The sequence below is a fragment of the Desulfobotulus alkaliphilus genome, assembly GCF_007830435.1.
GTDB lineage: Bacteria > Desulfobacterota > Desulfobacteria > Desulfobacterales > ASO4-4 > Desulfobotulus > Desulfobotulus alkaliphilus.
The window spans coordinates 36,486-61,234 of record NZ_VLLC01000002.1; the positions used below are offsets into that span (position 1 = coordinate 36,486).

The following is a 24,749-nucleotide window of genomic DNA, read 5'->3' on the forward strand; positions in this document are numbered from 1 at the left end:
TCTGGTGGGAGCACCGGACTTCCTTTCCTTCCTTCCTAGAAAATCACGTTAAGGCTTACCCAGAGATTCCGGGCCTTTGCTTTGATATTATAATCATCCGTATAGGATGCCGTATAGCTGCCATCCGGATTCTGGGTAAAATCCGTTCCGTAGGAGGTGAAATCACGGTCAAAGAGGTTGTTGACCCTTGCCGTGAGGGTGGCATATTCGTTGAGTTTGTAAACGCCACCCACATGATAGATTTCATAATCCTTCCAGTACCGGGCCTTATCCGCCTCCGTATCCCAGCCACGGTAGCGCTTCGAACGCATCTCCATGCCAAAAAACACGTTGAGATCTGCCAGCAGGCGCCAGTCAAAGCCTGCATTGACCATATGCTCTGCCGTTCCCGTGAGGGGGCGGCCTTTTTCGGCACCGCTTTTCTGCTCCGAATCCGTATAGGTGTAGTTTGCCTTCAAAAGCATGTCTTCGGTGATCTGATAACGGCCGGCCAGCTCCAGGCCCTGAATATCGGCCCTGTCAATGTTAAGGGTCTGGGTAAAGCTGGTATAGCCAAGATCTGCCCAGCCTTCCCCCACATTCACACAGTGCTCACCCGGAGCAGCCACCTCACAGTTGGGTACCGAATCCCCCCTTGCAATTTTATCCTTGAAACGATTATAGAAGGCCGTCACATTAAAACTGTGCCCCAACGGGCTGGTATAATATACGGCCACCTCGCTGTTTACACTTTTTTCCGGCTCCAGATCGGGATTGCCCACGGTGGGATTGACCCCCTGCGCTGTAAAGCCTGTGATACCGGAAAAAAGCTGATCCGTAGTGGGAGTTTTATACCCCGTACTCACGCCGCCCTTCAGGGTCCAGCTCGAAGCAAGGTCCATGATTCCATAGAGGCGGGGGCTCAGCTGACCACCGTACATGTTGTGGTCATCGTAACGGATACCGCCCACCAGCGTGAACATACGCCCTATGCGCCAGCTGTCTTCCAGAAAAAGGGCCCACTGACGATGATCCTGGGTCTGGCCGGAACGGTAGCCATCCCCGTACATGCCAAAAACACCATCTTCCATTTCCGCATCCACATACTGACCGCCAAAGACAAGCATGTGATTACCCATCATCATGTCCATTTTGGCATCAAGGGTGCGCTGCCGGGTTTCCATGGTACGCCGGTCTCTGGGCAGAAAGGATTTCAGCCTTGCCATCTCATCGGCAGTGAGAAGCCCTTCCATCACCTTAAGCTTCTGCTCTTCATTCCAGTTGTTATTCAGCCCCATGCTGGCGGGAGAACACCCGCCACTGCCGCCGGAAGCCACACAGGCCGCATCCCACAGTTCCTGAAGCTCAGCCCTTTCGGAAACGGTAAAGGGAAGGGAGCGACCCAGATTGCTGGTGTTCACCGATGAGACGGATACCTCACTGCGAACTGTACCCCACCGGCCTACGTGGGTAAGGGCCCACTGATCCCGTTCAAAACGCTGATCCGCTGCATAACCAACCCGGGGCTGGACAATGCCGTTGTTGGCCGCCCTCAGAATGGTTCCGTAATCATCCAGCGTACCCAGCTGCCCTTCGCTGTTGGCATACTTCTGGCGGGAGGAGTCAATGTCCGCAATGATGTCATGCTGCTCATTGGGGGTATAGGTGAGCCTCAGACCCGCATTCCAGTTGGTATTGTCCACGGTCCGGCCCCCACCGCCGAAACCGAGGGTTCGATCGTGTACAACTCCGGACGGATCCGTTGCCGGATCATAGGAAGGACTGGAGGCATCCCGTTCATAAAGACTGCCCCGCAGGCTCAGCCCCAGCCTGTCCTTCACAAGGGGACCCATCATCATAAAATCCGTGGTGCTGTCATTCCCGAAATCCGAATCCTGCTCAAAGGTTCTTGTGTGGGTATAGGAGCCGGTCCACCGGTCTGACACCCTGCGGGTGATAATATTGATGACCCCTCCCAGGGCATCGGCTCCGTAGAGGGTGGACATGGGCCCCCGGATTACCTCGATCCTTTCAATCATGTCCAGGGGAGGAATATGGTTGAACTGGTTTCCTCCAAAGTTGTTCGGGTAAAGATCCCCCACATTGTTCTGACGCCTTCCGTCAATGAGAACAAGGGTATAAGCCGCTCCCATACCACGGATACTGATGGTTCCCTGACCGGTCTTGTCCGTTGTTTCGCCCACGTCAACGCCTTCAATGTCCCGCACCGCATCCAGCAGGGAAATATAAGGCCGCATGGACAGCTCTTCCCTTGTAATCACGGAAATGCTGGCTGGCGCATCCGTAATTTTCTGCTCAAAACCCGATGCCGTCACAACCATCTGCCCCATATGGTGATCGTCTTCGGCGGCCTTTGCGCCCTGAAAGGCAAACAATAAAGCGGACATCAGCGCAGCACTGCGCAGATGTTTCTTTCCTTTTCCCATGATGATTCCTTTCTCCTTCAGCCTGACCCTAAACGCTGTCATGCATGCAGCCATGGGCTTCAGAATGGGCAGAAAGGGAAAGGAAAAGGGGAGAGGAGGACTGAAGGAACTTTCCCGAAGACCTTACCACATATCTGCGGGCATTCTGCCGCCTCAGGGAGTGCAGACAGATAACCGCCGGGTCTTACGGGATTTGAAATCCTCTTCATTGATAAAAAAGGCGTTCGAAACGCTCTGGGAAACGCATGCTCACTGAGCATTCCGTTCAGAGTAACAGCAGGGCTTCAGCCTCTGCATCTCTCAGGAGGCCGGTCTTCTGAGGGAAAACCGGAAAAAAAGGAAGCTTATTCGCCCATACCACATTCCGGCCGACCGCCAAAAAGCTGCAGGGAGCCGCATTTCGGACACTTCACTTCCACCTTAACAACCAGCCCCTTCATCAGCAGTCTGCGGCAACGGCGGCAGCGGATATCCTCCCCACAGCGTTCCTGTATGGACGTGGTGTCTTGCGATGTTTTCACAACCTGAACTACTCCCGAAAATTAAAATACAGCAAATTAAACAGCTTTTGCTTCCCATACTTTTAAAAAAAGCAGGAATTTTTCATACTATCGGGAATATTGCCTGTCAATATTTTTTTGTTGTTCCAAAAAAAATTTAAAAATCTGCTAAAAATAAAAGATGCTTATATTTTTTGCTTTAAGCGTTTTCTTTCAGCCATGATAATTACATGGTCAGATTTTTACCTTTGCCTGCTTACCCGTCACCCAAATTCGGCATTTTTTTCTGAAAACCCAATGAAATCAAGCAAGGTGGTTTTTTATGGGTACTACATATCCATTTCTCAGCCGTTTAAACTAAGCCTTCAGGCGTGTGGTCACTACTTTGGCGAACTTGGGGTAAAGGGTGTCCTTCAAAACAGAAGCCGTAAAACCGTTCACAGGGCAGGCATTCAAGCCTGCCCGTATGAAAGCACTCTCCATGGGTTTGACAACAATCTGACCAGCAGGCTCTGGCTGAGTCAGGGTAGTAACCAGAATCTTTTTTATGGTTTCACAGGCGGCGGACGGATACATGATTTTTCAGAAGGGGAGTAAAACAGCCCCTAATCCTGCCGGATCACAAGGTACACATCCCTTGCACTGAGTCCGTTGGCTCTGGCAATGGAACCAAGGGTCTGCTCCGGTCTCCTGAATTCCAAACCCTTTGCCCGGATTTTTTCCACGGCCTGCTCAAGGGAAAGCCCTTCCATTCTGCATACATCCGCAAGGCTCATGCTGTCTGCCCTTGGAAAGGGCGGTTTATTATCTTCCGTTACCCAGGCCTCCTTCACATGGTCCACACCGTTCATCAGCCAGGAAACGGGCGGGGTAAAGGTCACTGAAGAGACGAGAAAAATCAGCGTAACAAGGCTGGCCCCGTAAAATTCCCTTGAAAGCCCCCATTTCTTCTCCCTGTTTTTAAAATAACTGACAAAAAGCTTCCAGTTGTAGGCCAGCAGATGAAGCACACCGGCCAGAAGAATGAGCAAAGAAAAGGCCACATGCAAGGCCTGCCAGCCCTCCCTTTCCACTCCCATAAGCTGCCAGCCCATCCAGTGGATCTGTCTGCCATGGGGCATGATGGCCAGAATAATGCCGCTGAAGGCGGCAATGGCAAAGGTGAAACAAAGGGTAAGGCTGGTCCATTTTTTTATACTGAACTGCTTCATATTCTTTTCTCCCCAAAAGAAAATCTGATTACTACCCTGACTCAGCCACAGTTTGCTGGTCAGGTTGCTGTCAGGCCTATGGTGCGGGCTTTAACACGGGCAGGCGCAAGGCCTGCCCTTAACGCTTGGTTTTACGACCCTGTTTTGTGTAGGGGCACCCTTTACGGGTGCTCGCTAACATCGGTAATCATCAGATAAATTTCCCTGGCACTGACCCGGTTGTCCCTTGCGATAAAAGCGATGGACTGCTCCGCTCTTCTTACTTCCATGCCCCTTTCACGGATCTTTTGGATGGCTCTCTCCTCGGGTATCCCCGTACGCAGACTGATATCCCGGATACTGAGAATTTCAGCCATGGGGAATGGGGGTCTGGTTTCTTCGGAAACCCAGGAATCCTTGGCCCTGTCCACACCGGACATAATCCAGGATGAAGGAGGCATGTCCGTGAGTGCTGAAGCAAAAATCAATACAAAAAAAATCAGTGCAGCATAAAATTCTGTGGAAATTCTTTTATCAGACTTGCTCCTGAAGTAAGAAATAAAAATTTTCCAGTTATAGGCAAGAAGGTGAAGGGTTCCCACCGCAAGAATAATGATGGCAAAGGGAAGGTAAAGGCTTTCCCATCCTTCCTTGCCAAGACCCAGAAACTTCCAGTTCAGCCAGTAGGCAATCCTGCCCGGCGGCATGATACAGAGAACAATTCCGCTGAAACTTGCCGTGATAAAGGCAAAAAAGAGGGTAAGGCTGGTCCATTTTTTCCAGTTGAAACGTTTCATTTCTGACTCCGGTAAAGTCTGAGGGATAAAAACCCGAAGGCAGTTTTAATCTGCCTTCAGGTTTCATGATGAGATATCAGACAGCTTTTCTGGTCTGCCTGCGTTTTTTTCAAAAATAAAATTTCATCCCTGCCATCCATTCCGTACCGTCCAGCCGCCACTCATCCTCTATGTTTTTTTCATTGGTAAGGTTTTCAATGCGGGTGAATATTTCCATCTGGGGAGCAGCCTTCCAGGTGACGGCAAGATCAAAGGTTTCATAGGAGGAAAGGCTCTTTCTTTGATTCTGGGAGACCGTATCCCTTTCCCCGATCCATGAACCGGTAAGACGGAAACGGATATCCGGATGACGGAGATGATAGTCCAGATCCAGACCCGCCCTGTGTTCCGGCCTGTCAGTCAGCTTTTTCCCGGTACTCTTATCTTCCGTATCCGTATAGCTGTGGTTCAGGGTTGCCCTGAGTCCCTCCATAATCCGCCACGATGCACTCCATTCCACCCCCTGGGTAACAGCCTCGCCAATATTGGCATAGGTTTCCAGCTTGGGAGTCTGGGAATGGTCCACTGGCACCGTTACGATGAGATCATCAATCTCATTTCTGAAAAAGGATGCGCGGATCAGCAGGGCAGGGGTCGCTTCCCAGTCAAAACCCGCCTGCCATGACAGGGATTTTTCCGGTTTGAGATCCGGATTGGGCTGAACGATGAACTGCCGTCTCTGGCGGGGCATTTCCGCATAGCGTTTCAGCAGGGAAGGACCGGCAAAGGCGGTTCCCACGGATGCCCTGAGGTGCAGGGTGTCCATGGCACGGAAAACAAGACCTGCCTGGGGGTTGAACTCCGTATCCCAGTCGTCGTGGTGGCTGACCCGTCCCCCAAGACTGACAAGGGTGCGGCCAAAATCCATTTCATTCTGGATATAGAGGCTGTGGGTATCCTGATCCGCCGAATCTCCCGGAATACTGTGGGTTTTTCTGTTTTGCGGAATATGGGTGGCCTTGTCTTCTATCTTTTCTCCAAGGTAGGCATAACCTGCGCTCAGGGTATGAATACCGAACATGCCCGTAGCTCCGGCCTCAAATTCCCATGACTGGGCCAACTGCTCCAGAGATCCGTCTTCCCTGCGGTGATCGTGGGCAATGTAGCTGGCACGGGTATGGATTCTTGTGAAGGCGTCGGGCTTAAACTCTGCAATGGCATTGATGCCGCTTCTTTCCTGAATTCTGTCCTGAATGATAACCTGCCCGCTTTGACCACTGCCCTGACCGCCACCCTGTGTTTGGGAATCATCCGTTGTTACCTGACGGGTGAAAAGGGGCGTAAAGGTCAGATTGACGGACTCGCTGGGTGTATAATGGATGGTTGTGGAAATGGCTTCCCAGCGGCTTTTATCCTTGGGCTGGGTAATACCGTCATCCCTGCGGTAGGAATAATCCATGCGGACACCATAATTGTCGCCACCAACATCCGCGCCGGCATGGCCCCGGAATCGATTACGGCTGCCTGCGGCCATACCTCCCCGCAGAGCAGAACCCTCTTTGGCTTTTTTGGTGAAAATCTGAACAACACCGCCCAGAGCATCGCTGCCATAGAGCGAGGATGCCGGTCCTTTCACCACTTCAATGCGTTCAATGGCTTCTACGGGTATGCTGGCTATATCCACCACATCATTGCCACCGATAAAACGCTGACCATCCACCAGCACCAGCGTATGGTGGGCATCCAGCCCCATGAGCCGGACACTGCCACCGCCACCCCAGGAGCCTGTGCGTTCCACCACCTGAAGGCCGGGAATTTCCCTTAAAAGAACCTGTATGTTCTGGGGCTGACGCGCTTCAATTTCATCTGCCGTTATCACATAGGTGGGTCTGGGGGTGTCTGCCAGCCGCTGTTCCGTGCGGCTGGCACTGACCACCACCTGCCCCATTTCCGTGTTTTTAAACATCTCTCCGGCATGGGCTCCTCCGGCTGCCATGCACAGGGCAAGACAGAAGATGCCGGATCTTAAACAGGATCTTTTCATTGTTTTCCTTTCCAGATAACGCCTTTAATTTCTAAGATAATATCAGAGGCAAATGCAGGGTGCATCACAGTCTGCATTTGCCCCATACAGGATATGGCTCATTATGGGCCATGTGATATTCCGAAAAACTTACGGTGTCAAGAAAAAATACGGAAAGGCTAAAAGGTTTAAAGAAAAGGCTTGATTTAGGAGTTTATTAAATATAATGAGACTGCAAAGTTTTAAAGAAGTACTAAACATATAAAGGGGAGAAAAAATGAAATCAGGTTTTAAAAAGGCTATGGTACTTTCCTGTATGATCTGTATGTTCCTGACTCCGGGACTTGGGGCAAGTGAGCAGAAACATCCGGAAAGCATAAGAAAACTGCCTCCCATCACTGCCATGCAGAAGGGTGAGGCGCGCATTATTCACCTGACGGACATCTATGGACACTACAATACTTCCTGTGCCGGTACCCTCATGAGTTTCATCGGTATCCGCTATGGCATGGAAAGCCTTTTCGGTGAGGACACACCGGATCTGGATGATATGCTCATCCTTACCCTTGCAGGGGGTGGCCCTCTGGATACCCTGGACTACATCCTGAAGGGGGGAGATCCCGCAGACCGCACTTGGCCACCCCCCGGAATCGCCGGTGACTTTGACCACTATATTTTCCATTTTTTCCGTAAATCCACCCTCGAAGGCATTACAATAAGCTTGAGACAGGATGCCTGGCCCGCAGACTGGTTTGAGCTGCGGGAAAAATATAAGAATGAAACCATAACGGAAGCAGAAGAGAAAAAAAGAAGGGAAAACCGGCGCAGCGTGGTGCAGGCCTTTTCAACGAAAAACCCTGCGGATCTCTACGACAGCTCTGGGGTTTATACCTTTATTCCGTGGGGGAGCATGACGGAAGGGGAAATGAAAAGAAACATAAGGAATCAGCGGCGGCAGAACATGTAGAGGAATTGATACGGTCATCCCTGCCGCCCGCTATACTTGAGCAACTGGATCTGAGTACCCTGGAGGAGGAAAAGGGTTCCTTTTTGGGGGAAGAGTTGTCAGAGTATTTTTCTGATCTGCTTTATACCTGCCAGTTCAAAGGTGCGCTGATCCGTATCGCCCTTTTGTTTGAGCATAAAAGCTATGTGGACCATGATCTTCCTTTTCAGATTCATTTATACACGGGTGGTTTCTGGGAGCGTTGCCGTAAGCAGAAGATAGAACGAACCCCCATTATTCCCATAGTGATCTATCATGGAGAAAGAGAGTGGCAGCCCGGTCTCCTCAGTGACTGTTTTAAAGACCTGCCCTCTATGATCAAGCCCTTCATCCCGGATTCAGAGTACATTTTTGTGGATCTTTCAAGCTGGAAAGACGAAGAGATCAAAGACAGCCTATTTGTCATGGTTTCCATGAAGTTCTGTATGCTTATTTTTAAAAATGTTTTTCATCCAGATACGTTCAGAGAAAACATAAAGGAATACTTTGAGCTGGCATCCTCATTGTTTGAAGATGAAGATGGTCTGAAGATCATCAAAAATGCCATTGAGTACATTTTCAAAACCACAGATCTTCAGCCTGAGTATGTGGCTGAGACCATAGGTAGTGTAAGCCAGAAAGGAAAGGAGCTTGCCATGACTACAGCGGAAAGACTGATAAGCGAAGGTATAATGATGGGCCGTAATGAGGGTGTGGAGCTTGGCATGTACAACGAGAAGTTTCAGACGATTATGAATCTTCAAAAATACAACATGAAGCCCGAAGAGATAGCGGACATTACAAACCTTACCCCTGAAAAGGTCAAAGAAATCCTTGCTGCCGGGGATAAAGGCTTGGATCTGCTCATAGGCGATAATGCCACCAAACATTAGTCCTGTGTCTGACGGCTTCATATCCATTCTCTCTGCTGTGGTTGCTGTATTGGTAGCCATGGCAGGGTAAGGGAGTCTTTTGCTCAGTTCGAGTTCTCCGGATTCATTCCATCCTGTCATGTCCCGGATACCCCTCTATTTTCCCCGTACAGATGCCCATTTTCACCCCTCGGTACCCATGCAGCCCCTCCCAAAGTGGTTGTCAGCAAAATTCACATATATATTACACTTGTGAAATATAGATTCTTTAGGTCTTTGTGATTATCCAAAACCAGCCTCCCTTCTGCCTTTTTACGGGCAGAGGGGGAGGCTTTATATTGTTTTTAAATTATCCCGATTTTTAATCTGGCACAACGGATACCCAGATACCACAACCATCCCTTCAATTCTTAAAAAGCACTCCTAAGGCAGATTTCCAGCATCCCCCCCCCAAAAAAAACACCTCCCACCATCGAAAAAAAACTCCCCATCCCTACCTAAAACTACTGGAATTACTCATCCATTCCCCCTTGGTTCTTGCCCCCATGCTTGTGCATAAGGTGAAAAAATGTTTTCCTGCAAAAAAAGCCCTGAGCTTCATCCATTACTATATATGGGCTGCACCCATGGCAGCAGGCCTGATCAACAGGGGACAAAAGAAGTTTCTTATCATGCTAAAACTTAAAAAAATCAAAACCAGCACCATGATCCGTGGCATAAAGGGTAGTGAAATTGTAAAGGTCGTTCAGAAGCAAGCGGATTTATGAATACGGAAAGTAACGAAACAAGGCAAAACCCTTGCAAAGGAAAAAACATATGCTGAGAACCTTTTCCATTAAAAATCTGAGTGTTTTTTCAGAAGCAAAACTGCACTTTTCTCCGGGCCTGAATGTCCTTATCGGAGAAAACGGCTGCGGCAAATCCCACCTTCTTAAAACCGCCTATGCGGTCATGGCGGCCAGTGCGGAAGAAGGCAGAAAACCGGGTGGAGAAAGCCCTTCCAAGACCACCCTGCAAAAAATCCTTGCCGATAAACTCATCCATGTGCTGCGTCCGGAGTCCCTTGGCCGTATCGCCCGAAGAAAACAGGGAAAAGAACGCTGTGAACTTTCCTTCTCCTTTGCGGACAAGGCCCTGGACTGCGCCTTCCATTTCTCCACATCCAGCCGTTCTGAGGTGCAGCTCACAAAGCTTCCGAAAATCTGGCAGGACAAGGCCCCGGTCTTTCTTCCCACCCGTGAACTCATGACCCTTTACCCCAATTTTGTTTCCGTCTATGAGAACCATTATCTGGAGCTGGAGGAAAGCTGGCGGGATACCTGTATTCTCCTTGGAGCCCTTGCCTTAAAAGGGCCAAGGGAAAAAAAGGTGGCAGAACTCCTTGCCCCCCTTGAAAAAGCCATGGACGGCAAAGTGCTGCTGGATCAGAACGGACGTTTTTATCTTCAGCGCACAGGTCAGGGCCGCATCGAAATGAGCCTTGTGGCCGAAGGCCTGCGAAAGCTTGCCATGGTCTCCCGCCTCATCGCCACGGGAACCCTGCTGGATAAGGGCTGCCTTTTCTGGGACGAACCCGAAGCCAGCCTGAACCCCAGACTGATACGCCTTGTGGCGGAAGTGATGATAAGCCTTGCGGAAAACGGAATCCAGATTTTTGTGGCCACCCATTCCCTCTTCCTCTTAAAGGAGTTGGAAGTTCTCAGCAGACAGCAAAAGACCCTTTTTCCGCCCCACCGTTACTTTGCCCTCTCCTTGAAGGATAATGAGGTGACCGTGGAGCAGGGAGAAAGCCTGGATGCCCTCCAGACCCTTGTGCTGCTGGATGAGGAACTGGCCCAGTCCGACCGTTTCATGGAAGTGGAGGCATAGCATGAGAGACTTTAAAGAAGGCAGCCTCACATTCCGTTTCCCTGAGGGCATGAGGGTTTTCAAATACGACGACAGCACCTTTTACCGCAAACAGTTCCACGCAGCCTTTGGCGGCAACAAGGCCCTTGATTTTATCCTGATGGAAAAAGGCCAGACATGGCTGATGGAGGTCAAGGATTACCGGGGAAGAACCCGAACCAAAGCCCTGGACCTTGCGGATGAGCTGGCCTTCAAGGTGCGGGATACCCTGGCCGGGCTGACCGTGGCCCAAAATACTGCCAGCAATGGGGAAGAAAAAGAACTTGCCGCCCTTGCCCTTGCTAAAAAAGGTTTCCGCATTGTGCTGCATCTGGAGCAGGCAAAAAATCACTCAAAGCTTTTTCCCCAGGCCGTTGATCCTGCCAATCTGCTGATAAAAATGAAACAGAAACTAAAAACCATAGATCCCCATCCCCGCATTGTGAATCAAGCCCGCCTGAAAACAGAGCTACCCTGGGATGCTTTGGACTGAAAAAATATCCCTTGATCACACGCATCTCTAAAAAAATGGTCGGAACGAAGGCTGTCTTATCACTCTCCCAATACAGAAAGGGCTCGGGGGGATCAGGGCAAAAAAACATCCTTCCCCAGCTCTACATCCACTTGCAGCCTGCGAAGAAAAACGATTTCCCCCTCTCCGCCATCGGAAAACCGTTCTACTTTAACGGGCAGGCCCAGCTCCGGATGCACCCACAAAAACCAGACCGTACCCTCAGCTTCAACCAGAACACCCTCACAAAGCAGGCCATCCACAGATTCCGGCGAAAGCAGGGTCACAATGCCCTCATCGGCATATTTTTTTACAGTCTTAAGCAACGAACCTATATCCGAACGATCCACAGTATGCCCCTTTGGATCTCTAATCAACCTGTTCTCAGGAGAAAGCCGCAGCTGGATCAGGCTGCCTGAAAATGGCTGAAGATGAACCCTTTTACTCTCCGGATTGTAAATCAACCTGGCCCCCTTATGGGGTTCAATAAAATCCATCCGCATAAAACCAGGTTTCTGATAGGTATAGTAAATGCGATTACGCCCGCCTTCTCCTTCCGAATCCAGCAAAGCAGTGTAATTTGTCAGAGAATCAAAACGATCCAGCATTCTGTCAACAGAATCTGCTGACGCCACTTCAAAAAAATCAGTCGAAAAAAAAGAGAACAAAAGCAAACACAGGCCCACCCAAAAAAACTTCAAATTTTGTCCCCTTCAGCGAGGTGACGTCTAAAACCCTGTATTCCTTTAACCATAATACGTTTGTGGTTTTCACTGAAATAACTTTTTAAAAAAGGGGACAGAAGAGTCATCCATGGGTGCATCGTACGTACATGCAAATCAAAAAAACCACGGGTACCCTGCATCTCTTCTTCAACGCAGCACAGGCATTCCCCCTGGATATCCCCATAGATATCTGCACGGATCAAAGCTTCCGGCTTGATTTCCCGGATCACAGCTCCCACATCCAGACGGTAAGACAAGGCCCCCCTCCACCGGGTATTGTAACTCTTGCCCTGAATACCAGCAGGTAATGCATCGGGAGAAGAAGAAGTTATCAAGCCCTCCCACCAGATGGGCCAGTCTTCCACATGCACCACGCCATCCCATACTTTTTTCAATGGTGCCTCGATAAACCATGATTCCTCAAAATGATAACGCGACCACCGATCCGGAAATAAAATGACAACACCTGCCTGTCCAATGTAAAAAGGCCACGGCACCTGCTGCACCATGGGAAATTTTAAACTTAGTACGCAATAGATCAGGACAAAACAGGGCTTTGTAAATCCCGCCATGAAAAACCAGAAACAAAACTTACCGGGAATGCAGTATCAGATGGCATTTTCCATCTGACACTGCCGTCCCGTTCCATAAGAATACCTTTGAAATGCTTCGTTTCTTTTCGATGTTCTGATAAAAAAAGCTTCTTTTGGTTCAGAACATCCATAAAGGCTGCCTTGTGACAAAAAAAGATTCTCAGCCTGACAGAACCCAACCTATCGCCTGGCCCTCGGCCGCCACCAGTTTGGCTGTGCCCAGACAACATCTTTATGCCCATGCATCTCATTGGCTAAATTCAGTGCGGCCAGCCCCGGACCGGAAGCAACAAGGTAGGTATTATCGCCTACGGGAATTGTGCGGACAAGGGTCAGTCCCTCGGTGGCAAACCAGTCCTCAGCCTCTATCTGCGGTTTCAGCCGGATGATTACCCCGCCGGGAAGGGCACGAACAGGCCCTCCTTCCCCGCCATCCCGGAATACGGGGGATAACTTGCGTCCTGTATCAGCACTTTGGACCTGACGCTTTACTGAGCTGTCCTCCCGGACACGCAGAATCTGCACACCTCTATATGTAGCCACCACATCGGAACTGTCGCTGGCCAGTGCTGTACGCGCACTGCTGTGCTCATAATTCTCTCCAAAAACAGCCACAATAGCGGGGTCCAGATATGTAACGCGCTGGCGATTACCATCATGCCAGGTGTAACGGTTTTCATCGGAAGCAATGGCTCCTGTACCGGAAAGGAGGCCAAGGAGACATACGATAACACTAAGGCGTCCTGTATATTTGATCATCTCAGATTCCTTTTAAAAATATAGTTGTGGCCTAGTAGCCATAGACTTCCAGCCCCCACGGTCCAAGCACAACAGGTGTCCCGCCTAGCGAGTTGTCAATACTCAGCGTCCACTCTCCATTGGGATTTTCTCCAAAATGTCGCACGGAACCAAAACGGAATCCCTCCAGATCTTCATCACCGCAGGGAATTTGATCTCCCTCTTCCGTATCCCAGCAGAAACGCGGCTTTGCCAATGTATTAACTGTACCGAACGGGCCTGTAAGACTAAGTCCTATATCTCCGATATCTGCACCTTCCTCCACATTGAGTGTCAGATAGATGGCAATAAACTCTGCTTTATTGATGCCGCTTGCATCTACTCTTAAGTTGCTGACCGCGGATTCACCAGCCGGAATGTTCTTACCTGTCTCCTGAAGATGTTCGCTAATGATCTGGGCAGGAAGCAGCTGCTGGGTTGCCACCGCAGCACGCACGGCTTTGTCTGCATCCACCGCTCCAAAGCCATAGTTTTCATTAATCCTGTATCCTGCACCGTTTTGTGACCAGTCCGGGCAGGTCGAATCATTTTGACGGGCAGTCGTAATCAGTATTTTGCGCACATCCCGCCAGGTCAGGCTGGGATTGGCCTCCAGCATCAAAGCAACCACACCGGCCACCGTGGGTGTGGCCGCACTGGTACCATTGAAGCATCGTGTGTAGCTGCGATTGGCTAACTCATAGCTGGCATTCTCCCCTGCATCGGTATTGTACCCCCGACCCGGGCCGGTAAGATCCGTTGTGGTGATGGTGAGGCCATCACTCTCCTCATTACAGTACTCCCCTGCAAAACCACTGACCAGCACATTGGATCCCGGCTCTGAGTAGCTGGCCCGTTTGCCCTGGGCGTTCAATGCGCCAATGGCCATCACCCCGTGAAAGGTAGCCATTTCGTCATAATCGGATCGATCCTCTTCTTCAGCACCATTACCAGCCGCCCAGAGATAAATAATCCCCTTGCCGTCCCGGCCATCACGCAGCCCCTCTTCGATCGCCTCTTCCCAAAGACCGGATGCCACATGGAAGTGCCCGCTATCAGGTGGCCCCCAGCTGTTGTTGGAGATCCAGACAGCTTCTTTGTTCAGGGTCATGGCCAGGGCCTCATCAGAGCCTTCCGCATCAATGGCAAGAACATTGTATCCCGCCAGCGAAGCATCACCCGCTATACCAGTCACACCAATATGATTGTTATGTCTGGCAGCAATAATACCGGCAACTGCCGTGCCGTGGGCATCGTCATCTTCGACAGGGGCGGGATCTACCCCAGGTGTATGGGTTACAAAATCGTAGTTGAGGTCCGTGAGGATATTATCTTTGAGATCCTCATGGTTGATATCCAGACCGTCATCAACGATGGCCACCACCACACCTTTGCCACGACAACCGCCATTGTGCGGACAGTTTTCCCACAGGGGCAGAATATTGAGATCCTCACCACGCTTGGCCTCATGGCCAGGTCGTCCGCTTTGTCCGGTGTTTTGGAGGTGCCACTGATGGGCAAAGAGGGGATCATTGGGTATGGGGTTTGTGGGGATGGTAATATCACCACCGTTATCCGGTGGTGTTACCGGATGCGTGCTGGCACTGTCTGAGCTGCTTCCGCTACAGGCGGCCAGAAAAAGCAGCAGGGCAAAAATCAGTCCATAAAATAAACAAGGGAAACTCCGGAAAATTTTCACATAGGCCTCCTTATATTGCAACAATCATTTATTGTTCCAAATGAGCGGGGCAGAATCAGCATTTCCCTTCCATTTGGCTGATAAACCGGCTGTCGGCTCCATAGGTCAGCCCCGTCAATGGGGGGGCTTTTGCAGCCTGAATGCCCATGGGCTTGCCTGACTGGTATGGGTATGCCCTTTACCAAACGAAGATGAGAGAAAAAAATACTGTAGAATTTCCTTATTTTTAATTTTGATATTCCAGAAAGTCAAGCCTTTTAAAACATTTGATATAACAGAAGGAAAACGGCAACAAAAAGGCACTGGTTTTAATGCCCCGAAAAATGAAGAAGCGCATCAGTCCGTCAAAAACAATCCTCTCCCATCTCCATGACAGCATCGGTTACTTTTTTAACGGCATCCATCTTTCCAAGGGCCTCCGGAAGATGGATACCATAATAATATTTAGCTGTTACAATCTGGCCCTGATAAAAAAGTCTGTCTTTTCCCGATGCAGATCCAAGCTTTGAGCAAGCCAGAGCAGCCCTCCAGGCAAGACCCCAGGCCATCATCAAATCTCCCAGTATATCCAGAAAAGGTTTTGCCACAGCAAAGGCATCCAGAACCCTGCTGCCCATGGCGGCACCGCCAACGGACACCGCCGCTTCCCCCGCCTTTTTTAGGGCATTCTCAAGTCCGTCAGCCATTTCATCAAGCCCGTTTTCCCTGACAAAAACTATGGTTGCATTGATTTCACCCATAAGGTCCATGAAAGCCCTGCCCTTTTTCATTCCAAGCTTTCTGCCAAGAAGATCCATGGCCTGAATTCCGTTGGTTCCTTCATAAAGGGAGCTGATCCTCACATCCCTGTAATATTGTGCCTGGGGATACTCTTCGATAAAACCATACCCGCCATATACCTGAATACCTGCGGAAGTAATCTCTATGCCCTTATCTGTGGTATAGGCCTTGGAAATCGGCGTCAGCAGTTCTATCAGCCCCTGATATTTCTCCCTTTCCCCTGCACTATCCACAAATATGCACCTGTCGTGGCACCATTTCAGATAGTATGACAGAAAGCGGTTACCTTCGATAAAGGCCTTCATGAAAAGAAGCTGCCTTCTCACATCGGGGTGCTGGATGATGGGAACAGGCCTGGCATCGGAGCTGAATGCCTCCTTCAGGTCTGGCCCCTGCACCCTTTCCCTTGCGTAACGGACGGCATTGGCATAGGAAGCCGAAGAAATACCAAGGGCCTGAAGGGCAGCACCCTGCCTTGCCTCATTCATCATGAGAAACATATATTTCATGCCCTTGTTTTCTTCACCCACCAGCTCTCCCCGGCAAGCTCCCTTTGCGCCAAAGGCCACGGTGCAGGTGACATTGCCATGCATTCCCATTTTTTCTTCTATGCCGGTTATCTCCACATCGTTTCTTATATCCGTCGTCCTGCCGTCTTCACTCAGCCTGTATTTTGGAACAAGAAAAAGGGAAATGCCCTTGGTACCTGAAGGAGCCCCTTCCACCCTTGCAAGCACGGGATGGATTACATTCTCCACAAGGTCGGAATCTGCACCGGATATAAAGATTTTGTTTCCCTCGATGGAATAGCTGCCATCATCATTTTTTATGGCCTTTGTTGTCAGTGCTCCCACATCCGACCCGGCCTGGGCTTCCGTAAGACACATGGTGCCAGCCCATTTTCCCGAAAAAAGATTCGCAAGGTATCTTTTTTGAAGCCTTTCATTGCCAAATTCCCGGACAATGGCTCCGGCTCCATGGGTAAGACCCGGATAGTTCAGAAAGGATGGGTTTGCCCCCATAAACAGCTCAAGACAAGCGGCGGCCAGCAGGTGAGGCATGCCCTGTCCTCCCCATTCCTCCTCATCACACATGGCAAGCCAGCCGCCTTCGCAATAGGATCTGTATGGCCGGTGATAAGACCTTGGAACCCGTATTTCACCCTTATGAAAAAGAACCCCTTCCGGATGCCCGTTCTCCACATCCGCAAGCTTGTTTGTGGGAAGAATCTCATTGACCGCAAGCTTTCTTGCTTCCTTCAGAAGCATTCTGCAGGCCTGCTCATTGAAGCCTGAAAATTTTACATTTTCAGAGTAAAATCCAAGGTTGAACATTTCAAAAAGCATAAACTCCTGATCTCTGCGATCCGCAAGTTCAGATACCATGATGTTTCCTTTCATCCCTTTTATTTGCCTTCATGTACAAACGGACCACCCTTTTTTAAGGGAAGTTGCTGCACAAAAAAAAGTACCGGGACAAGCCCTTTGTCCGGAAAAAGACCGGAAAAGCCTGAACAGGGGAAGAAGTTTCAAAGAATGTTCCAGAGAGAAACATCCTGCCATCTGAAAAGCCAAGGGATTCAATTATAAGGATATAAAGCCAGAACAAGGAGAGGACAACAAAGTACAGGCTTAAATAAACCGTTTCTTTTAGTGGGCGCTTCCGTCATATGTAGCAGACCGCCATATCTGACGGCACGCGATCAACCCAATAAAGAACCAGAGGCAAAAAACATGAACTCTTCAAAAAACACCAGGCAGGACACCGCTTTTATCCATGAAGTTACCCAGCGCCTTTATTCAACCCTTCAGATTGAAAAAGCACTGCATTCAACCCTGCTCTTTTTGAGGGAGCACATGCCCGCAGACAGTCTCAATGCAGGAATTTTTGATCCAACCACTGGCATGCTTCAGTATCTGGCATCCGCCACCTGTCTGGGGGGCATGCTCATTGACGAGCGTCTTCAGCTTTCAGAAAAGGGCATACGGGATACAGAACACTACGCCATAGGAAAAGCCCATATCGACAAGCACCCCTGGGGCACCCAGGTATCCGGTGAAATTGCAGAGCATTTCAGGCTCTTCCATGAAGATTTTCCGGGTTTTGATGTTGCAGGAGATTTTTCCACCCTGACCCTCACGGTGGGAATCGGGGTTCCTCGATTCGGGTATTTCAATATCCTTGCCCACGGGCTTAATCAGTTCTCGGAAAAACACCGCCGCATGATGAACCTGCTGGAGCGCCCCCTCACCGGAGCCGCACTGAATCTCTGGCATTACCGTAAGGTTGTGACCCTCAACGAACACCTCGTCCGGACCAACGATCTGCTTTTGAACCGCCTCGGTCATATTGCCGCCACCGAGGTGATCGGTACGGAAACGGGACTCCATGGGGTAATCACCCTTGCAAAACAGGTAGCGGACACAAATGCGCCCGTACTCATCACAGGAGAAACCGGCACTGGAAAAGAGGTTGTGGCCCATGCCATTCATCGCTTGTCCCGAAGGAAGAATCACCCCATGATTTGTATCAACTGCGGTGCCATTCCGGAAACCCTTATGGATTCTGAACTGTTCGGCCACGAGAGGGGTGCTTTCACCGGCGCTTCCAGCAGAAAACGGGGGTATTTTGAGCAGGCGGACGGTGGCACCATTTTCCTTGACGAGGTGGGGGAGCTGTCAGCTGCGGCCCAGGTGAAACTGCTGAGGGTTCTGCAGGAACATGCCATCCGCCGGGTGGGTGGTAACAGATCCATTCCGCTGGATGTACGGGTGATTGCAGCCACACACCGTAATCTGCCAGCCCTTGCGGAGGAAGGAAGGTTCAGAAGGGATCTCTGGTTCAGGCTCAATGTTTTTCCCATCCATATCCCCCCCCTCAGGGAAAGAACCGCCGATATCCCGGCCCTTGCCGAATTCTTTGCCGCACGTAAAGCCCGAGAGATGAATGTATCGGAAAAACCGGTCTTTGCTGCAGGTGCCTTTGATCTTTTAAAAAGCTACCACTGGCCCGGAAATATCCGGGAGCTGGAAAATCTCATTGAACGCAGCCTGATCATATGCCAGGGCAGCCCCCTTCATTTCGACAATCTTTCCCCTTCGACACCATCCCTGTCAGAAAAAAGAGAAGGAGAGGAAGAAGCTTTTCCAAGCCTTGAATCCATAACCATCCGGCATATTCTTAAGGCCCTCAGAAAAAGCGGTGGCCGCATTGAAGGGCCGGGAGGAGCTGCCTGCCTGCTGGATCTCAACCCCTCAACCCTCAGGGGAAAAATAAAAAAATACGGAATTTCAAAATGATTTCATATTTTTTTCTCTCACCCTCAATCCGGACTCCCTGATGAAGCTGAAAAGCCCTAAGGCCTGAGGCAGAAAAATTCAGTGCTTTTCATAAGTGGCAGAAAGACGGGAAGCCATCTCCCGGATATATGCTCTGGCATGGCGAGGCTCAAGGACTTCTACCAGTGGACCGAAACCCATGATCCAGCTGTAAACCCATTCATCTTCCGGAAAGGGGAAAAAACCCATGATGCTGCCGTCTGGCATAAAATGCAGACTGTCCGGATGGTAGTAGTCCGTGATCCTGCCCCGGGCCGAAGGAGCAAAGCGCAGGACAAAAAGGGTGGTTGCACGGGCATTTTCCCCCCTTTCCAGTGTTTCCTCCCAAGGGGGATGGGCTTCCGGGCAGAAGGATTCCCCAATACATTCAGCCTCAATGAACCGGGTGATCTTAAAAAAACGCAAGGCCTTGCGAAGACGGCAGAAGGCATAGAGATACCAGCCCGACCCTTTCAGGATCATGCTCAAGGGCTCGATCATCCGCTCCGTTACCATCCCGTCCGGGGCAGCATAGCGGAGACGGATTAAGCGACTGGCTTCCACAGCCTCATAAACATCCTGAAAAAGCTGTTTTTTCGCCGCATCCAGACCCCATGGCGTGAAATCCATAATCAGAGGCCTGTGTGTTTTCAGCGGATCCCCGGGCCGTGTAAGGTTACGCAGCTTTTCTTCGGTATGCCTGAGGTGGCCGGGCTGCAGAAGGGCATTGAGGCGCCCCACAAGGGACAGGAGGGATGCGAGTTCCTGTGGGGCGAAATAATGCCTGTCTACGGTGCAGGTATCAAGAATCCGGTATCCGCCTTCGCTGCCCCTGTCCGCATATATGGGAATCCCTGCAAGGGCGAGGGAGTCCATGTCCCGCTGTATGGTACGGTGGGAAACCTCAAAATGCCGGGCCAGTTCCCTGGCCGTGGCCTTTTTCCGGTTGATCAGGTAAAGGACAATGGCAAGGAGGCGGTCGGTCTTCATCTATTTTCCATGCCAGCGGCCAAGGTTGGGGAGGGTTTTTTCCAGAAGCGCCCGTGCCGCCTTTTCCTCCATGCCGGATGCCACCATGTGAGGTACACAGACCTCTATCATCTTCTCCATGGTCACATCCTGGGTAAAAGATCCCTCCTGATAGCAATAGGTACAAAACTCTGAAGTCATGGCACCATTTTTTTCCGTTCCTTTCAAAGGATCTTCCGTGATGGGCATACCGCAGCTTTGGCAAAAGGTCTGGTCTGTCATGGTCATTTCCTCCTCATTGATTTTTCGGTTTATGGAATGGAAAAAGCCATGGAAGGCTTTTCTGTCACCTTACAGAAGGAAATACGACAGCATCATGTCGTAATTATCTCTCCCTTGAAAAAATAAACATCCCCATGACACGACCCCTTATCACCACATGCTTTCAGCAATAGGATAGGGGCAGAAAGTATGGTTTTCAATATTGTAAACGGGCACAGGCCTTCCCTTAAGATTCCGGTGCTGCCCTGCCAGATCGCTATCTTCAAATCTCATCAGGCAGGGCAGAAAAACCCCGACCTTCCTTAAAAGCAGACCGGAACAAAAGGGTATATACAGGCCCCTCTGGCCTGAGCTCGGAGCTGTAAAGACTGAACCCAAGGGGATTCATGGTAAAATTTTTCCCAAGATCGGGCATAGGGGGCAGAAAAGCACCTTTGCCCTTTCTCCGGATTCTTGCCAGTGTCATGTGGGGATAAAAACTGTCATGGCTCCAGTCCATATGGCTGCACAGTCTGCGCTGAAGGGCACATAGCCACGGCCCTCCGTCAAGAACGGGCAGAAAAACAGGTACAGGCCCCCGGCTGCGGTAAAAATACTCCGGCCGGGAAGAAAGAAGCAGTCTGCAAGCAGAGACCGAAGGCATCTGCCCCAGTCGTTGCATGATTTCCTCTACCCTGTCCGTATCCCCTAAAAATTTTAGCGTAATGTGCAGATTGTCATGCCGGACCCGCTTCAGGACAAAAGCACCCGCCACCCGGATTCTCTCCGCTGCCTCATACACCCTGAGCCTTTCTTCCCCGGAAAAATCCAGAGCCACAAAAAGCCGCTGCATCCCGTGGGCCTTTCCTTCCATGGCATCCGCCTACCCCAGAAGCCAGAAAAAAAGGATGAAAAAAACCGCCAGTGCGGCAAAAACAAAAAGCATATGCAGCACATTGCCCCTTATCATGGCTTTTTTTCTCTGGATCAATTCTTCAAGCTCCCTTTCCGAAAGACCTGAACAGTGGGGGCAGTTCATTTTTGAATCTTCATAGGAAAGCCCGCACCTGCTGCACTGCTTCGGCTGTTTTGACCGGAGCTGCTGGCCGAGCATAATGAGTCTGTCTATCATAAACATCCATCCTTTCCCCTGCCTACAGGGCAGACCACAGCTGAAAAAATCCCAACAAGGGTTCATTCCCCATCGGATTCTTTATGTTTTTTTACCATAACACAACTTGGCTGATGGAAAAATGCCGTCAGCAGAGACTTGTGACCGGATGCGGGATGGGATAAGACAACGGGTACATCATGGATGGTAAAAAAAGACACCCTGTCTTGGATGACAGGCAGCAGATCTTCACCCGCAAAGAACTGAAAGGAGCACCCATGAATCCGGAAAAAATCGTTAACGGCTTGGGCAAAGAACTGACCGATGCATTGCAGGCCATGGCAAAGACCAAGGATCTCCAGAAAAAAGAAGCCTACAGCCGCATCATCAAAAACCTGAGTAAATCCTTAGCTTCCCTTTTTGAAATGGCAAGTGATGCGGAATTTTATGGCTATAGTTATGAAGGCAATAATCTTGACGATGATGACCTTTGTGCCGAAGACTATAAAGAGGATGATCCGGATAGGGACTGTCCCTTTTAAACTTTATTTTTTCAAACAGACCTTCCGGCGGATAAAGCAGAGCGGACTGAAGACATGAAAATAATGGAGCAATAGTCCATGGCTGATATTGCACACATGCTGGAAACCATCGCTGAATCCTGCGAGCTGCAATCTCATTCAGGATAAAGATGTTCAGGTACTGGATGTGGAACTGATGCCAACGGGGATAATAGAACAACTGCAGGTCTTATATGGAGAACGATTCCGATCTCAGCCCCGGCTGGAGCGCCTGATACTTGCAACAGCAGCAACGGAACAGGTCATTTCCCACAAACGTATCAGCGATATCAGCATTGATCACAGCAGGGATATTACCATAGCATTACAGGCTCTGGTCAAACAGGGGCTGCAGATGATAAACAGCACCACGGCCATGGCCGTGGTGCTGTTTATCATCTGCAGGGGCAGGATTTACCAACCCCGGATCAGGTCTTCGGTGTGATGGTACAGGACAATCCGGAATTCCACATTCACTCCAAAGATTTAAAGCCTTCCTCCGAAGATTTGGAATACCGCTCCGAAGATTTACCCGCTCCCTCTGAAAAACGAGATACGCACGGACGCCTTTTGACCCCATCCCTTTCAGCACCAGTAATCCATAATCTGGATCTCCTGTCTCCAGCACTGCTGGCAAAGCTGAAAACAAAGGCAAGCCTGACAGCAAAAAAGAAAAAACTGCCAAAATCCATCATGAGGGATGTGATTCTATCCCTGTGTGAGGAACATTTTATTACCCGAAACTGTCTTGCACAGCTGATGAACAGAGATCCGGACTCACTGCGGCAGCAGCATCTGAAAGAACTGCTGGAAGAGGGCCTGCTCAGACAAGCCTTCCCCCAGAACCCCACAGACAGCCGTCAGGCATATATTGCAAACAGAGACAGAATAATAAAGACCAGCAGATAAATCATCAGTGCCTCATCCTTCCCTTTCCCCCTTTCTTTTCAGCTTTTTCATTTCACGGAAAAAGAAAACAGAAACGATGGAGGCCAGGACCACATTGGACAGGGGAAGTGCTATCCATACGCCCTGAAGCCCAATGATCTTCGGAAGAATAAACAGAAAAGGCAGCTGTATGAACATATTGCCAAGGGTGATCATGGTGGCTTTTCTTGCCATGCCCATGGACTGCAAAAAACTGGCGGTAAGAACAATAAAACCATCCAGAAAAAGGGCAAAAAGGTGTAGCCGCATCCCAAGGGAGGCTGCGGCGGAAAGCTCTGGATCACCGGAGACAAAAAACCATACAGCCAGCCCCGGTACCAGCATCACCGTAGAGGTCATGAGAACACCGGTACCCAGAACCACAGCCATGGCAAGGCCTGTCACCTGACGGATATTCCGCGGGTTTTCTTCGCCCTTGTAATAGCTGACCAGAGGCTGCATACCACCGGAAACACCTTCGGCAAACATGTAGTAAAGTGTGAGTACATAGCCCACAACGGTGAAAGCCGCCACCTGCAGGGTACCTCCGTATGCCATGAAAAGCAGGTTATGCAAAAGCACCACAAAACTGATGTAAATATACATCAGCATACTGGAAAAACCCGTTGCCAGAACCCTTCCCAGCAAAAAGGGCCTTAGTTTTAGAAACCCCTGATTCAGCGGCACACGGTTTCTGGTACTGAAAATGAAAAAAAGCCCCATGGCAATACTGAAACTTTCCGCCAGCACCGTAGCCACGGCTGCCCCCTTCAGTTCCCACCCAAGGTGCATGATGAAAAGATAATCCAGTATGATATTGGCCACAGCGCCGGTTGCCATGCAAAGGGTGGCAAAGCCCGGTGCCCCCAGATTCCGGACCCAGAATGGAATGGCAATGCTGGCCAGAACAAGGGGAGCCGCAAAACCCATTACCCGCAGATAATCCCGACCCAGAGACCCAACACCCTCTTCTGCCCCCTGCAGGACCAGAAAAAAGGTTGAAAAATTCACCAGCAGAAGACCGGAAACCAGCCCCAGCAGCATCAGTGCCCAGAATCCCTGCCCCATGATGCGGGAAGCCCTGAGAAGATCTCCCTCACCCTGGGCAATGCCGCACTGCACACCCGTACCAATACCAATCATCATCCCAATGGCCAGCAGCACCCCGATCCAGGGCCAGGACATATTGATGGCCGCCAGTCCTTCGCCACCCATGGCATGACCAATAAAAATACCATCCACGATCTGGTATGCGGCACTGACCAGCATAGCCGTAACCGAAGGGATGGTGTAGCGCCAGAACATTCTGGAAACACTGCCTGATTTCATTTACCTTCAACCTTTTTTTCTGCAATAACAGAACAGACCCTGCCCAGGATATCGCTCAGTTCCGCAAGGGCTTTCGGGTCCAGAATCTGAGCTATATCCTTGGCGGTTTTCCTGTAAATTCTGTCCTCTTCCACGGCCAGCGCCATGGTTCTGTCCGTTGCCTGCAACAAAGAGGCCCGGCCATCTTCCGGGCAGGGTATTTTATGGATATACCCTTTTTTTTCAAGCTTGACCGCCATGGTACTGGCAGAAGCTTTGCTTACCTTCATTACCCCTGCCAGCTCCGTCAGGCGCATGCCCTTTTTTGAGCTTATCAGCGCATAAAGATAGTCCAGTTCGCTGCTGCTGAGTTCACCGCTTCCGCTCTGGCGGCTTGCCTCACGCCAGAGATCCCACATATGCCATTGTAAAATTTTCAAGCTGTCGGAAAGCTCCATAAAGATCTCTTTATTTCTAAAGGTTGAAAAAGAATCAAAAAAACTTAGCAAGACTAACTAACCAAACAGAAGCTGTCAACCCAGCTTGCCAATA

Annotated in this window: 27 protein-coding genes; 10 read left to right on the forward strand and 17 right to left on the reverse strand. The window is 50.2% G+C overall.

Features of this window, described 5'->3' with window-relative positions; all coding sequences use genetic code 11:
• Positions 1-35: 35 nt before the first annotated feature.
• Positions 36-2,426 (reverse strand): TonB-dependent receptor domain-containing protein, encoded by a 2,391-nt coding sequence (locus tag LZ24_RS01755; RefSeq protein ID WP_144681717.1) that lies wholly within the window; start codon positions 2,424-2,426, stop codon positions 36-38.
• Positions 2,427-2,770: 344 nt separating this feature from the next.
• Positions 2,771-2,947 carry a Com family DNA-binding transcriptional regulator gene (locus tag LZ24_RS01760; RefSeq protein ID WP_144681719.1) on the reverse strand — a complete coding sequence of 59 codons (177 nt, stop codon included), beginning with the start codon at positions 2,945-2,947 and terminating at the stop codon, positions 2,771-2,773.
• Positions 2,948-3,046: 99 nt separating this feature from the next.
• On the opposite strand from LZ24_RS01760, the gene LZ24_RS01765 reads away from it, so the two are divergent.
• Complete coding sequence (locus tag LZ24_RS01765; RefSeq protein WP_144681721.1) at positions 3,047-3,523, forward strand: hypothetical protein; 477 nt, start codon at positions 3,047-3,049, stop codon at positions 3,521-3,523.
• Between the two features lie 8 nt (positions 3,524-3,531).
• On the opposite strand, the gene LZ24_RS01770 is transcribed toward LZ24_RS01765, so the two are convergent.
• From LZ24_RS01770 to LZ24_RS01780, 3 genes are all read right to left on the reverse strand, one after another.
• Positions 3,532-4,137 carry a DUF4405 domain-containing protein gene (locus LZ24_RS01770; RefSeq protein WP_144681723.1) on the reverse strand — a complete coding sequence of 202 codons (606 nt, stop codon included), beginning with the start codon at positions 4,135-4,137 and terminating at the stop codon, positions 3,532-3,534.
• Between the two features lie 161 nt (positions 4,138-4,298).
• Positions 4,299-4,913 (reverse strand): DUF4405 domain-containing protein, encoded by a 615-nt coding sequence (locus tag LZ24_RS01775; RefSeq protein WP_144681725.1) that lies wholly within the window; start codon positions 4,911-4,913, stop codon positions 4,299-4,301.
• A gap of 109 nt (positions 4,914-5,022) precedes the next feature.
• Entirely contained in the window at positions 5,023-6,936 is a 1,914-nt protein-coding gene (locus LZ24_RS01780) for a TonB-dependent receptor plug domain-containing protein (protein WP_144681727.1), read from the reverse strand.
• A 256-nt stretch (positions 6,937-7,192) separates the two neighbouring features.
• Here LZ24_RS01780 and LZ24_RS01785 point away from each other — a divergent pair, with 256 nt between their 5' ends.
• The 5 genes from LZ24_RS01785 (at position 7,193) to LZ24_RS01800 (ending at position 11,152) form a co-directional block, all read left to right on the forward strand.
• The gene (locus LZ24_RS01785; protein WP_144681729.1) at positions 7,193-7,882 is read left to right on the forward strand and encodes a hypothetical protein; all 690 of its coding nucleotides are present in this window, start codon (positions 7,193-7,195) and stop codon (positions 7,880-7,882) included.
• Complete coding sequence (locus LZ24_RS01790; RefSeq protein ID WP_144681731.1) at positions 7,816-8,793, forward strand: Rpn family recombination-promoting nuclease/putative transposase; 978 nt, start codon at positions 7,816-7,818, stop codon at positions 8,791-8,793. The genes LZ24_RS01785 and LZ24_RS01790 overlap by 67 nt, the downstream gene beginning before the upstream one ends.
• A gap of 605 nt (positions 8,794-9,398) precedes the next feature.
• Positions 9,399-9,539 (forward strand): hypothetical protein, encoded by a 141-nt coding sequence (locus LZ24_RS17070; protein WP_186442872.1) that lies wholly within the window; start codon positions 9,399-9,401, stop codon positions 9,537-9,539.
• 49 nt (positions 9,540-9,588) lie between these two features.
• Positions 9,589-10,641, forward strand: coding sequence for an AAA family ATPase (locus LZ24_RS01795; protein ID WP_144681733.1), 1,053 nt, complete (start codon positions 9,589-9,591; stop codon positions 10,639-10,641).
• A 1-nt stretch (position 10,642) separates the two neighbouring features.
• Positions 10,643-11,152, forward strand: a complete 510-nt coding sequence (locus LZ24_RS01800) for a cysteine--tRNA ligase (protein ID WP_144681735.1) — start codon at positions 10,643-10,645, stop codon at positions 11,150-11,152.
• A 92-nt stretch (positions 11,153-11,244) separates the two neighbouring features.
• On the opposite strand, the gene LZ24_RS17490 is transcribed toward LZ24_RS01800, so the two are convergent.
• The 6 genes from LZ24_RS17490 to LZ24_RS01830 all read right to left on the reverse strand — a co-directional run bounded on the left by LZ24_RS17490 (position 11,245) and on the right by LZ24_RS01830 (position 17,129).
• Entirely contained in the window at positions 11,245-11,520 is a 276-nt protein-coding gene (locus LZ24_RS17490; RefSeq protein ID WP_222427494.1) for a hypothetical protein, read from the reverse strand.
• Between the two features lie 347 nt (positions 11,521-11,867).
• A complete protein-coding gene (locus LZ24_RS01810) occupies positions 11,868-12,392 on the reverse strand; it encodes an SRPBCC family protein (protein ID WP_186442873.1) in 525 nt (174 codons plus the stop codon).
• A gap of 41 nt (positions 12,393-12,433) precedes the next feature.
• A complete protein-coding gene (locus LZ24_RS01815; RefSeq protein WP_144681741.1) occupies positions 12,434-12,619 on the reverse strand; it encodes a hypothetical protein in 186 nt (61 codons plus the stop codon).
• Between the two features lie 49 nt (positions 12,620-12,668).
• Positions 12,669-13,247 (reverse strand): hypothetical protein, encoded by a 579-nt coding sequence (locus LZ24_RS01820; protein ID WP_144681743.1) that lies wholly within the window; start codon positions 13,245-13,247, stop codon positions 12,669-12,671.
• Positions 13,248-13,278: 31 nt separating this feature from the next.
• Positions 13,279-14,964 carry a S8 family serine peptidase gene (locus tag LZ24_RS01825; protein WP_186442874.1) on the reverse strand — a complete coding sequence of 562 codons (1,686 nt, stop codon included), beginning with the start codon at positions 14,962-14,964 and terminating at the stop codon, positions 13,279-13,281.
• Positions 14,965-15,308: 344 nt separating this feature from the next.
• The gene (locus tag LZ24_RS01830) at positions 15,309-17,129 is read right to left on the reverse strand and encodes an acyl-CoA dehydrogenase (protein WP_144681748.1); all 1,821 of its coding nucleotides are present in this window, start codon (positions 17,127-17,129) and stop codon (positions 15,309-15,311) included.
• A gap of 348 nt (positions 17,130-17,477) precedes the next feature.
• Here LZ24_RS01830 and LZ24_RS01835 point away from each other — a divergent pair, with 348 nt between their 5' ends.
• The gene (locus tag LZ24_RS01835; RefSeq protein ID WP_144681750.1) at positions 17,478-19,043 is read left to right on the forward strand and encodes a sigma-54 interaction domain-containing protein; all 1,566 of its coding nucleotides are present in this window, start codon (positions 17,478-17,480) and stop codon (positions 19,041-19,043) included.
• A gap of 78 nt (positions 19,044-19,121) precedes the next feature.
• Here the strand turns inward: LZ24_RS01835 and LZ24_RS01840 are convergent, their stop codons facing one another.
• The 4 genes from LZ24_RS01840 to LZ24_RS01855 form a co-directional block, all read right to left on the reverse strand.
• The gene (locus LZ24_RS01840) at positions 19,122-20,051 is read right to left on the reverse strand and encodes a helix-turn-helix transcriptional regulator (protein ID WP_144681752.1); all 930 of its coding nucleotides are present in this window, start codon (positions 20,049-20,051) and stop codon (positions 19,122-19,124) included.
• Positions 20,052-20,312, reverse strand: a complete 261-nt coding sequence (locus tag LZ24_RS01845; RefSeq protein WP_144681754.1) for a zinc ribbon domain-containing protein — start codon at positions 20,310-20,312, stop codon at positions 20,052-20,054.
• Positions 20,313-20,574: 262 nt separating this feature from the next.
• Positions 20,575-21,165 carry a 2'-5' RNA ligase family protein gene (locus tag LZ24_RS01850; protein ID WP_144681756.1) on the reverse strand — a complete coding sequence of 197 codons (591 nt, stop codon included), beginning with the start codon at positions 21,163-21,165 and terminating at the stop codon, positions 20,575-20,577.
• A gap of 9 nt (positions 21,166-21,174) precedes the next feature.
• Positions 21,175-21,423, reverse strand: coding sequence for a hypothetical protein (locus LZ24_RS01855; RefSeq protein WP_144681758.1), 249 nt, complete (start codon positions 21,421-21,423; stop codon positions 21,175-21,177).
• A 257-nt stretch (positions 21,424-21,680) separates the two neighbouring features.
• Here LZ24_RS01855 and LZ24_RS01860 point away from each other — a divergent pair, with 257 nt between their 5' ends.
• From LZ24_RS01860 to LZ24_RS01870, 3 genes are all read left to right on the forward strand, one after another.
• Entirely contained in the window at positions 21,681-21,944 is a 264-nt protein-coding gene (locus LZ24_RS01860) for a hypothetical protein (RefSeq protein WP_222427495.1), read from the forward strand.
• Positions 21,945-22,032: 88 nt separating this feature from the next.
• Complete coding sequence (locus LZ24_RS01865) at positions 22,033-22,407, forward strand: hypothetical protein (RefSeq protein ID WP_222427496.1); 375 nt, start codon at positions 22,033-22,035, stop codon at positions 22,405-22,407.
• Positions 22,407-22,871, forward strand: a complete 465-nt coding sequence (locus tag LZ24_RS01870; protein ID WP_222427497.1) for a hypothetical protein — start codon at positions 22,407-22,409, stop codon at positions 22,869-22,871. Before LZ24_RS01865 ends, LZ24_RS01870 begins: the two co-directional genes overlap by 1 nt.
• Before the next feature lie 12 nt (positions 22,872-22,883).
• Here the strand turns inward: LZ24_RS01870 and LZ24_RS01875 are convergent, their stop codons facing one another.
• Both LZ24_RS01875 and LZ24_RS01880 read right to left on the reverse strand, forming a co-directional pair.
• Entirely contained in the window at positions 22,884-24,218 is a 1,335-nt protein-coding gene (locus LZ24_RS01875) for an MATE family efflux transporter (protein WP_144681764.1), read from the reverse strand.
• The gene (locus tag LZ24_RS01880) at positions 24,215-24,655 is read right to left on the reverse strand and encodes a MarR family winged helix-turn-helix transcriptional regulator (protein WP_144681766.1); all 441 of its coding nucleotides are present in this window, start codon (positions 24,653-24,655) and stop codon (positions 24,215-24,217) included. The genes LZ24_RS01875 and LZ24_RS01880 overlap by 4 nt, the downstream gene beginning before the upstream one ends.
• Between the last annotated feature and the right edge of the window lie 94 nt (positions 24,656-24,749).

Bases quoted from the DNA above. Each gene is read 5' to 3' on its own strand.
- LZ24_RS01755 (WP_144681717.1), bottom strand. From the start codon at position 2,426: ATGGGAAAAGGAAAGAAACATCTGCGCAGTGCTGCGCTGATGTCCGCT.
- LZ24_RS01770 (WP_144681723.1), bottom strand. From the start codon at position 4,137: ATGAAGCAGTTCAGTATAAAAAAATGGACCAGCCTTACCCTTTGTTTC.
- LZ24_RS01775 (WP_144681725.1), bottom strand. From the start codon at position 4,913: ATGAAACGTTTCAACTGGAAAAAATGGACCAGCCTTACCCTCTTTTTT.
- LZ24_RS01780 (WP_144681727.1), bottom strand. From the start codon at position 6,936: ATGAAAAGATCCTGTTTAAGATCCGGCATCTTCTGTCTTGCCCTGTGC.
- LZ24_RS01785 (WP_144681729.1), top strand. From the start codon at position 7,193: ATGAAATCAGGTTTTAAAAAGGCTATGGTACTTTCCTGTATGATCTGT.
- LZ24_RS17070 (WP_186442872.1), top strand. From the start codon at position 9,399: ATGGCAGCAGGCCTGATCAACAGGGGACAAAAGAAGTTTCTTATCATG.
- LZ24_RS01795 (WP_144681733.1), top strand. From the start codon at position 9,589: ATGCTGAGAACCTTTTCCATTAAAAATCTGAGTGTTTTTTCAGAAGCA.
- LZ24_RS01800 (WP_144681735.1), top strand. From the start codon at position 10,643: ATGAGAGACTTTAAAGAAGGCAGCCTCACATTCCGTTTCCCTGAGGGC.
- LZ24_RS01815 (WP_144681741.1), bottom strand. From the start codon at position 12,619: ATGGATGTTCTGAACCAAAAGAAGCTTTTTTTATCAGAACATCGAAAA.
- LZ24_RS01820 (WP_144681743.1), bottom strand. From the start codon at position 13,247: ATGATCAAATATACAGGACGCCTTAGTGTTATCGTATGTCTCCTTGGC.
- LZ24_RS01830 (WP_144681748.1), bottom strand. From the start codon at position 17,129: ATGGTATCTGAACTTGCGGATCGCAGAGATCAGGAGTTTATGCTTTTT.
- LZ24_RS01835 (WP_144681750.1), top strand. From the start codon at position 17,478: ATGAACTCTTCAAAAAACACCAGGCAGGACACCGCTTTTATCCATGAA.
- LZ24_RS01840 (WP_144681752.1), bottom strand. From the start codon at position 20,051: ATGAAGACCGACCGCCTCCTTGCCATTGTCCTTTACCTGATCAACCGG.
- LZ24_RS01845 (WP_144681754.1), bottom strand. From the start codon at position 20,312: ATGACAGACCAGACCTTTTGCCAAAGCTGCGGTATGCCCATCACGGAA.
- LZ24_RS01850 (WP_144681756.1), bottom strand. From the start codon at position 21,165: ATGGAAGGAAAGGCCCACGGGATGCAGCGGCTTTTTGTGGCTCTGGAT.
- LZ24_RS01855 (WP_144681758.1), bottom strand. From the start codon at position 21,423: ATGATAGACAGACTCATTATGCTCGGCCAGCAGCTCCGGTCAAAACAG.
- LZ24_RS01860 (WP_222427495.1), top strand. From the start codon at position 21,681: ATGAATCCGGAAAAAATCGTTAACGGCTTGGGCAAAGAACTGACCGAT.
- LZ24_RS01870 (WP_222427497.1), top strand. From the start codon at position 22,407: ATGGTACAGGACAATCCGGAATTCCACATTCACTCCAAAGATTTAAAG.
- LZ24_RS01875 (WP_144681764.1), bottom strand. From the start codon at position 24,218: ATGAAATCAGGCAGTGTTTCCAGAATGTTCTGGCGCTACACCATCCCT.
- LZ24_RS01880 (WP_144681766.1), bottom strand. From the start codon at position 24,655: ATGGAGCTTTCCGACAGCTTGAAAATTTTACAATGGCATATGTGGGAT.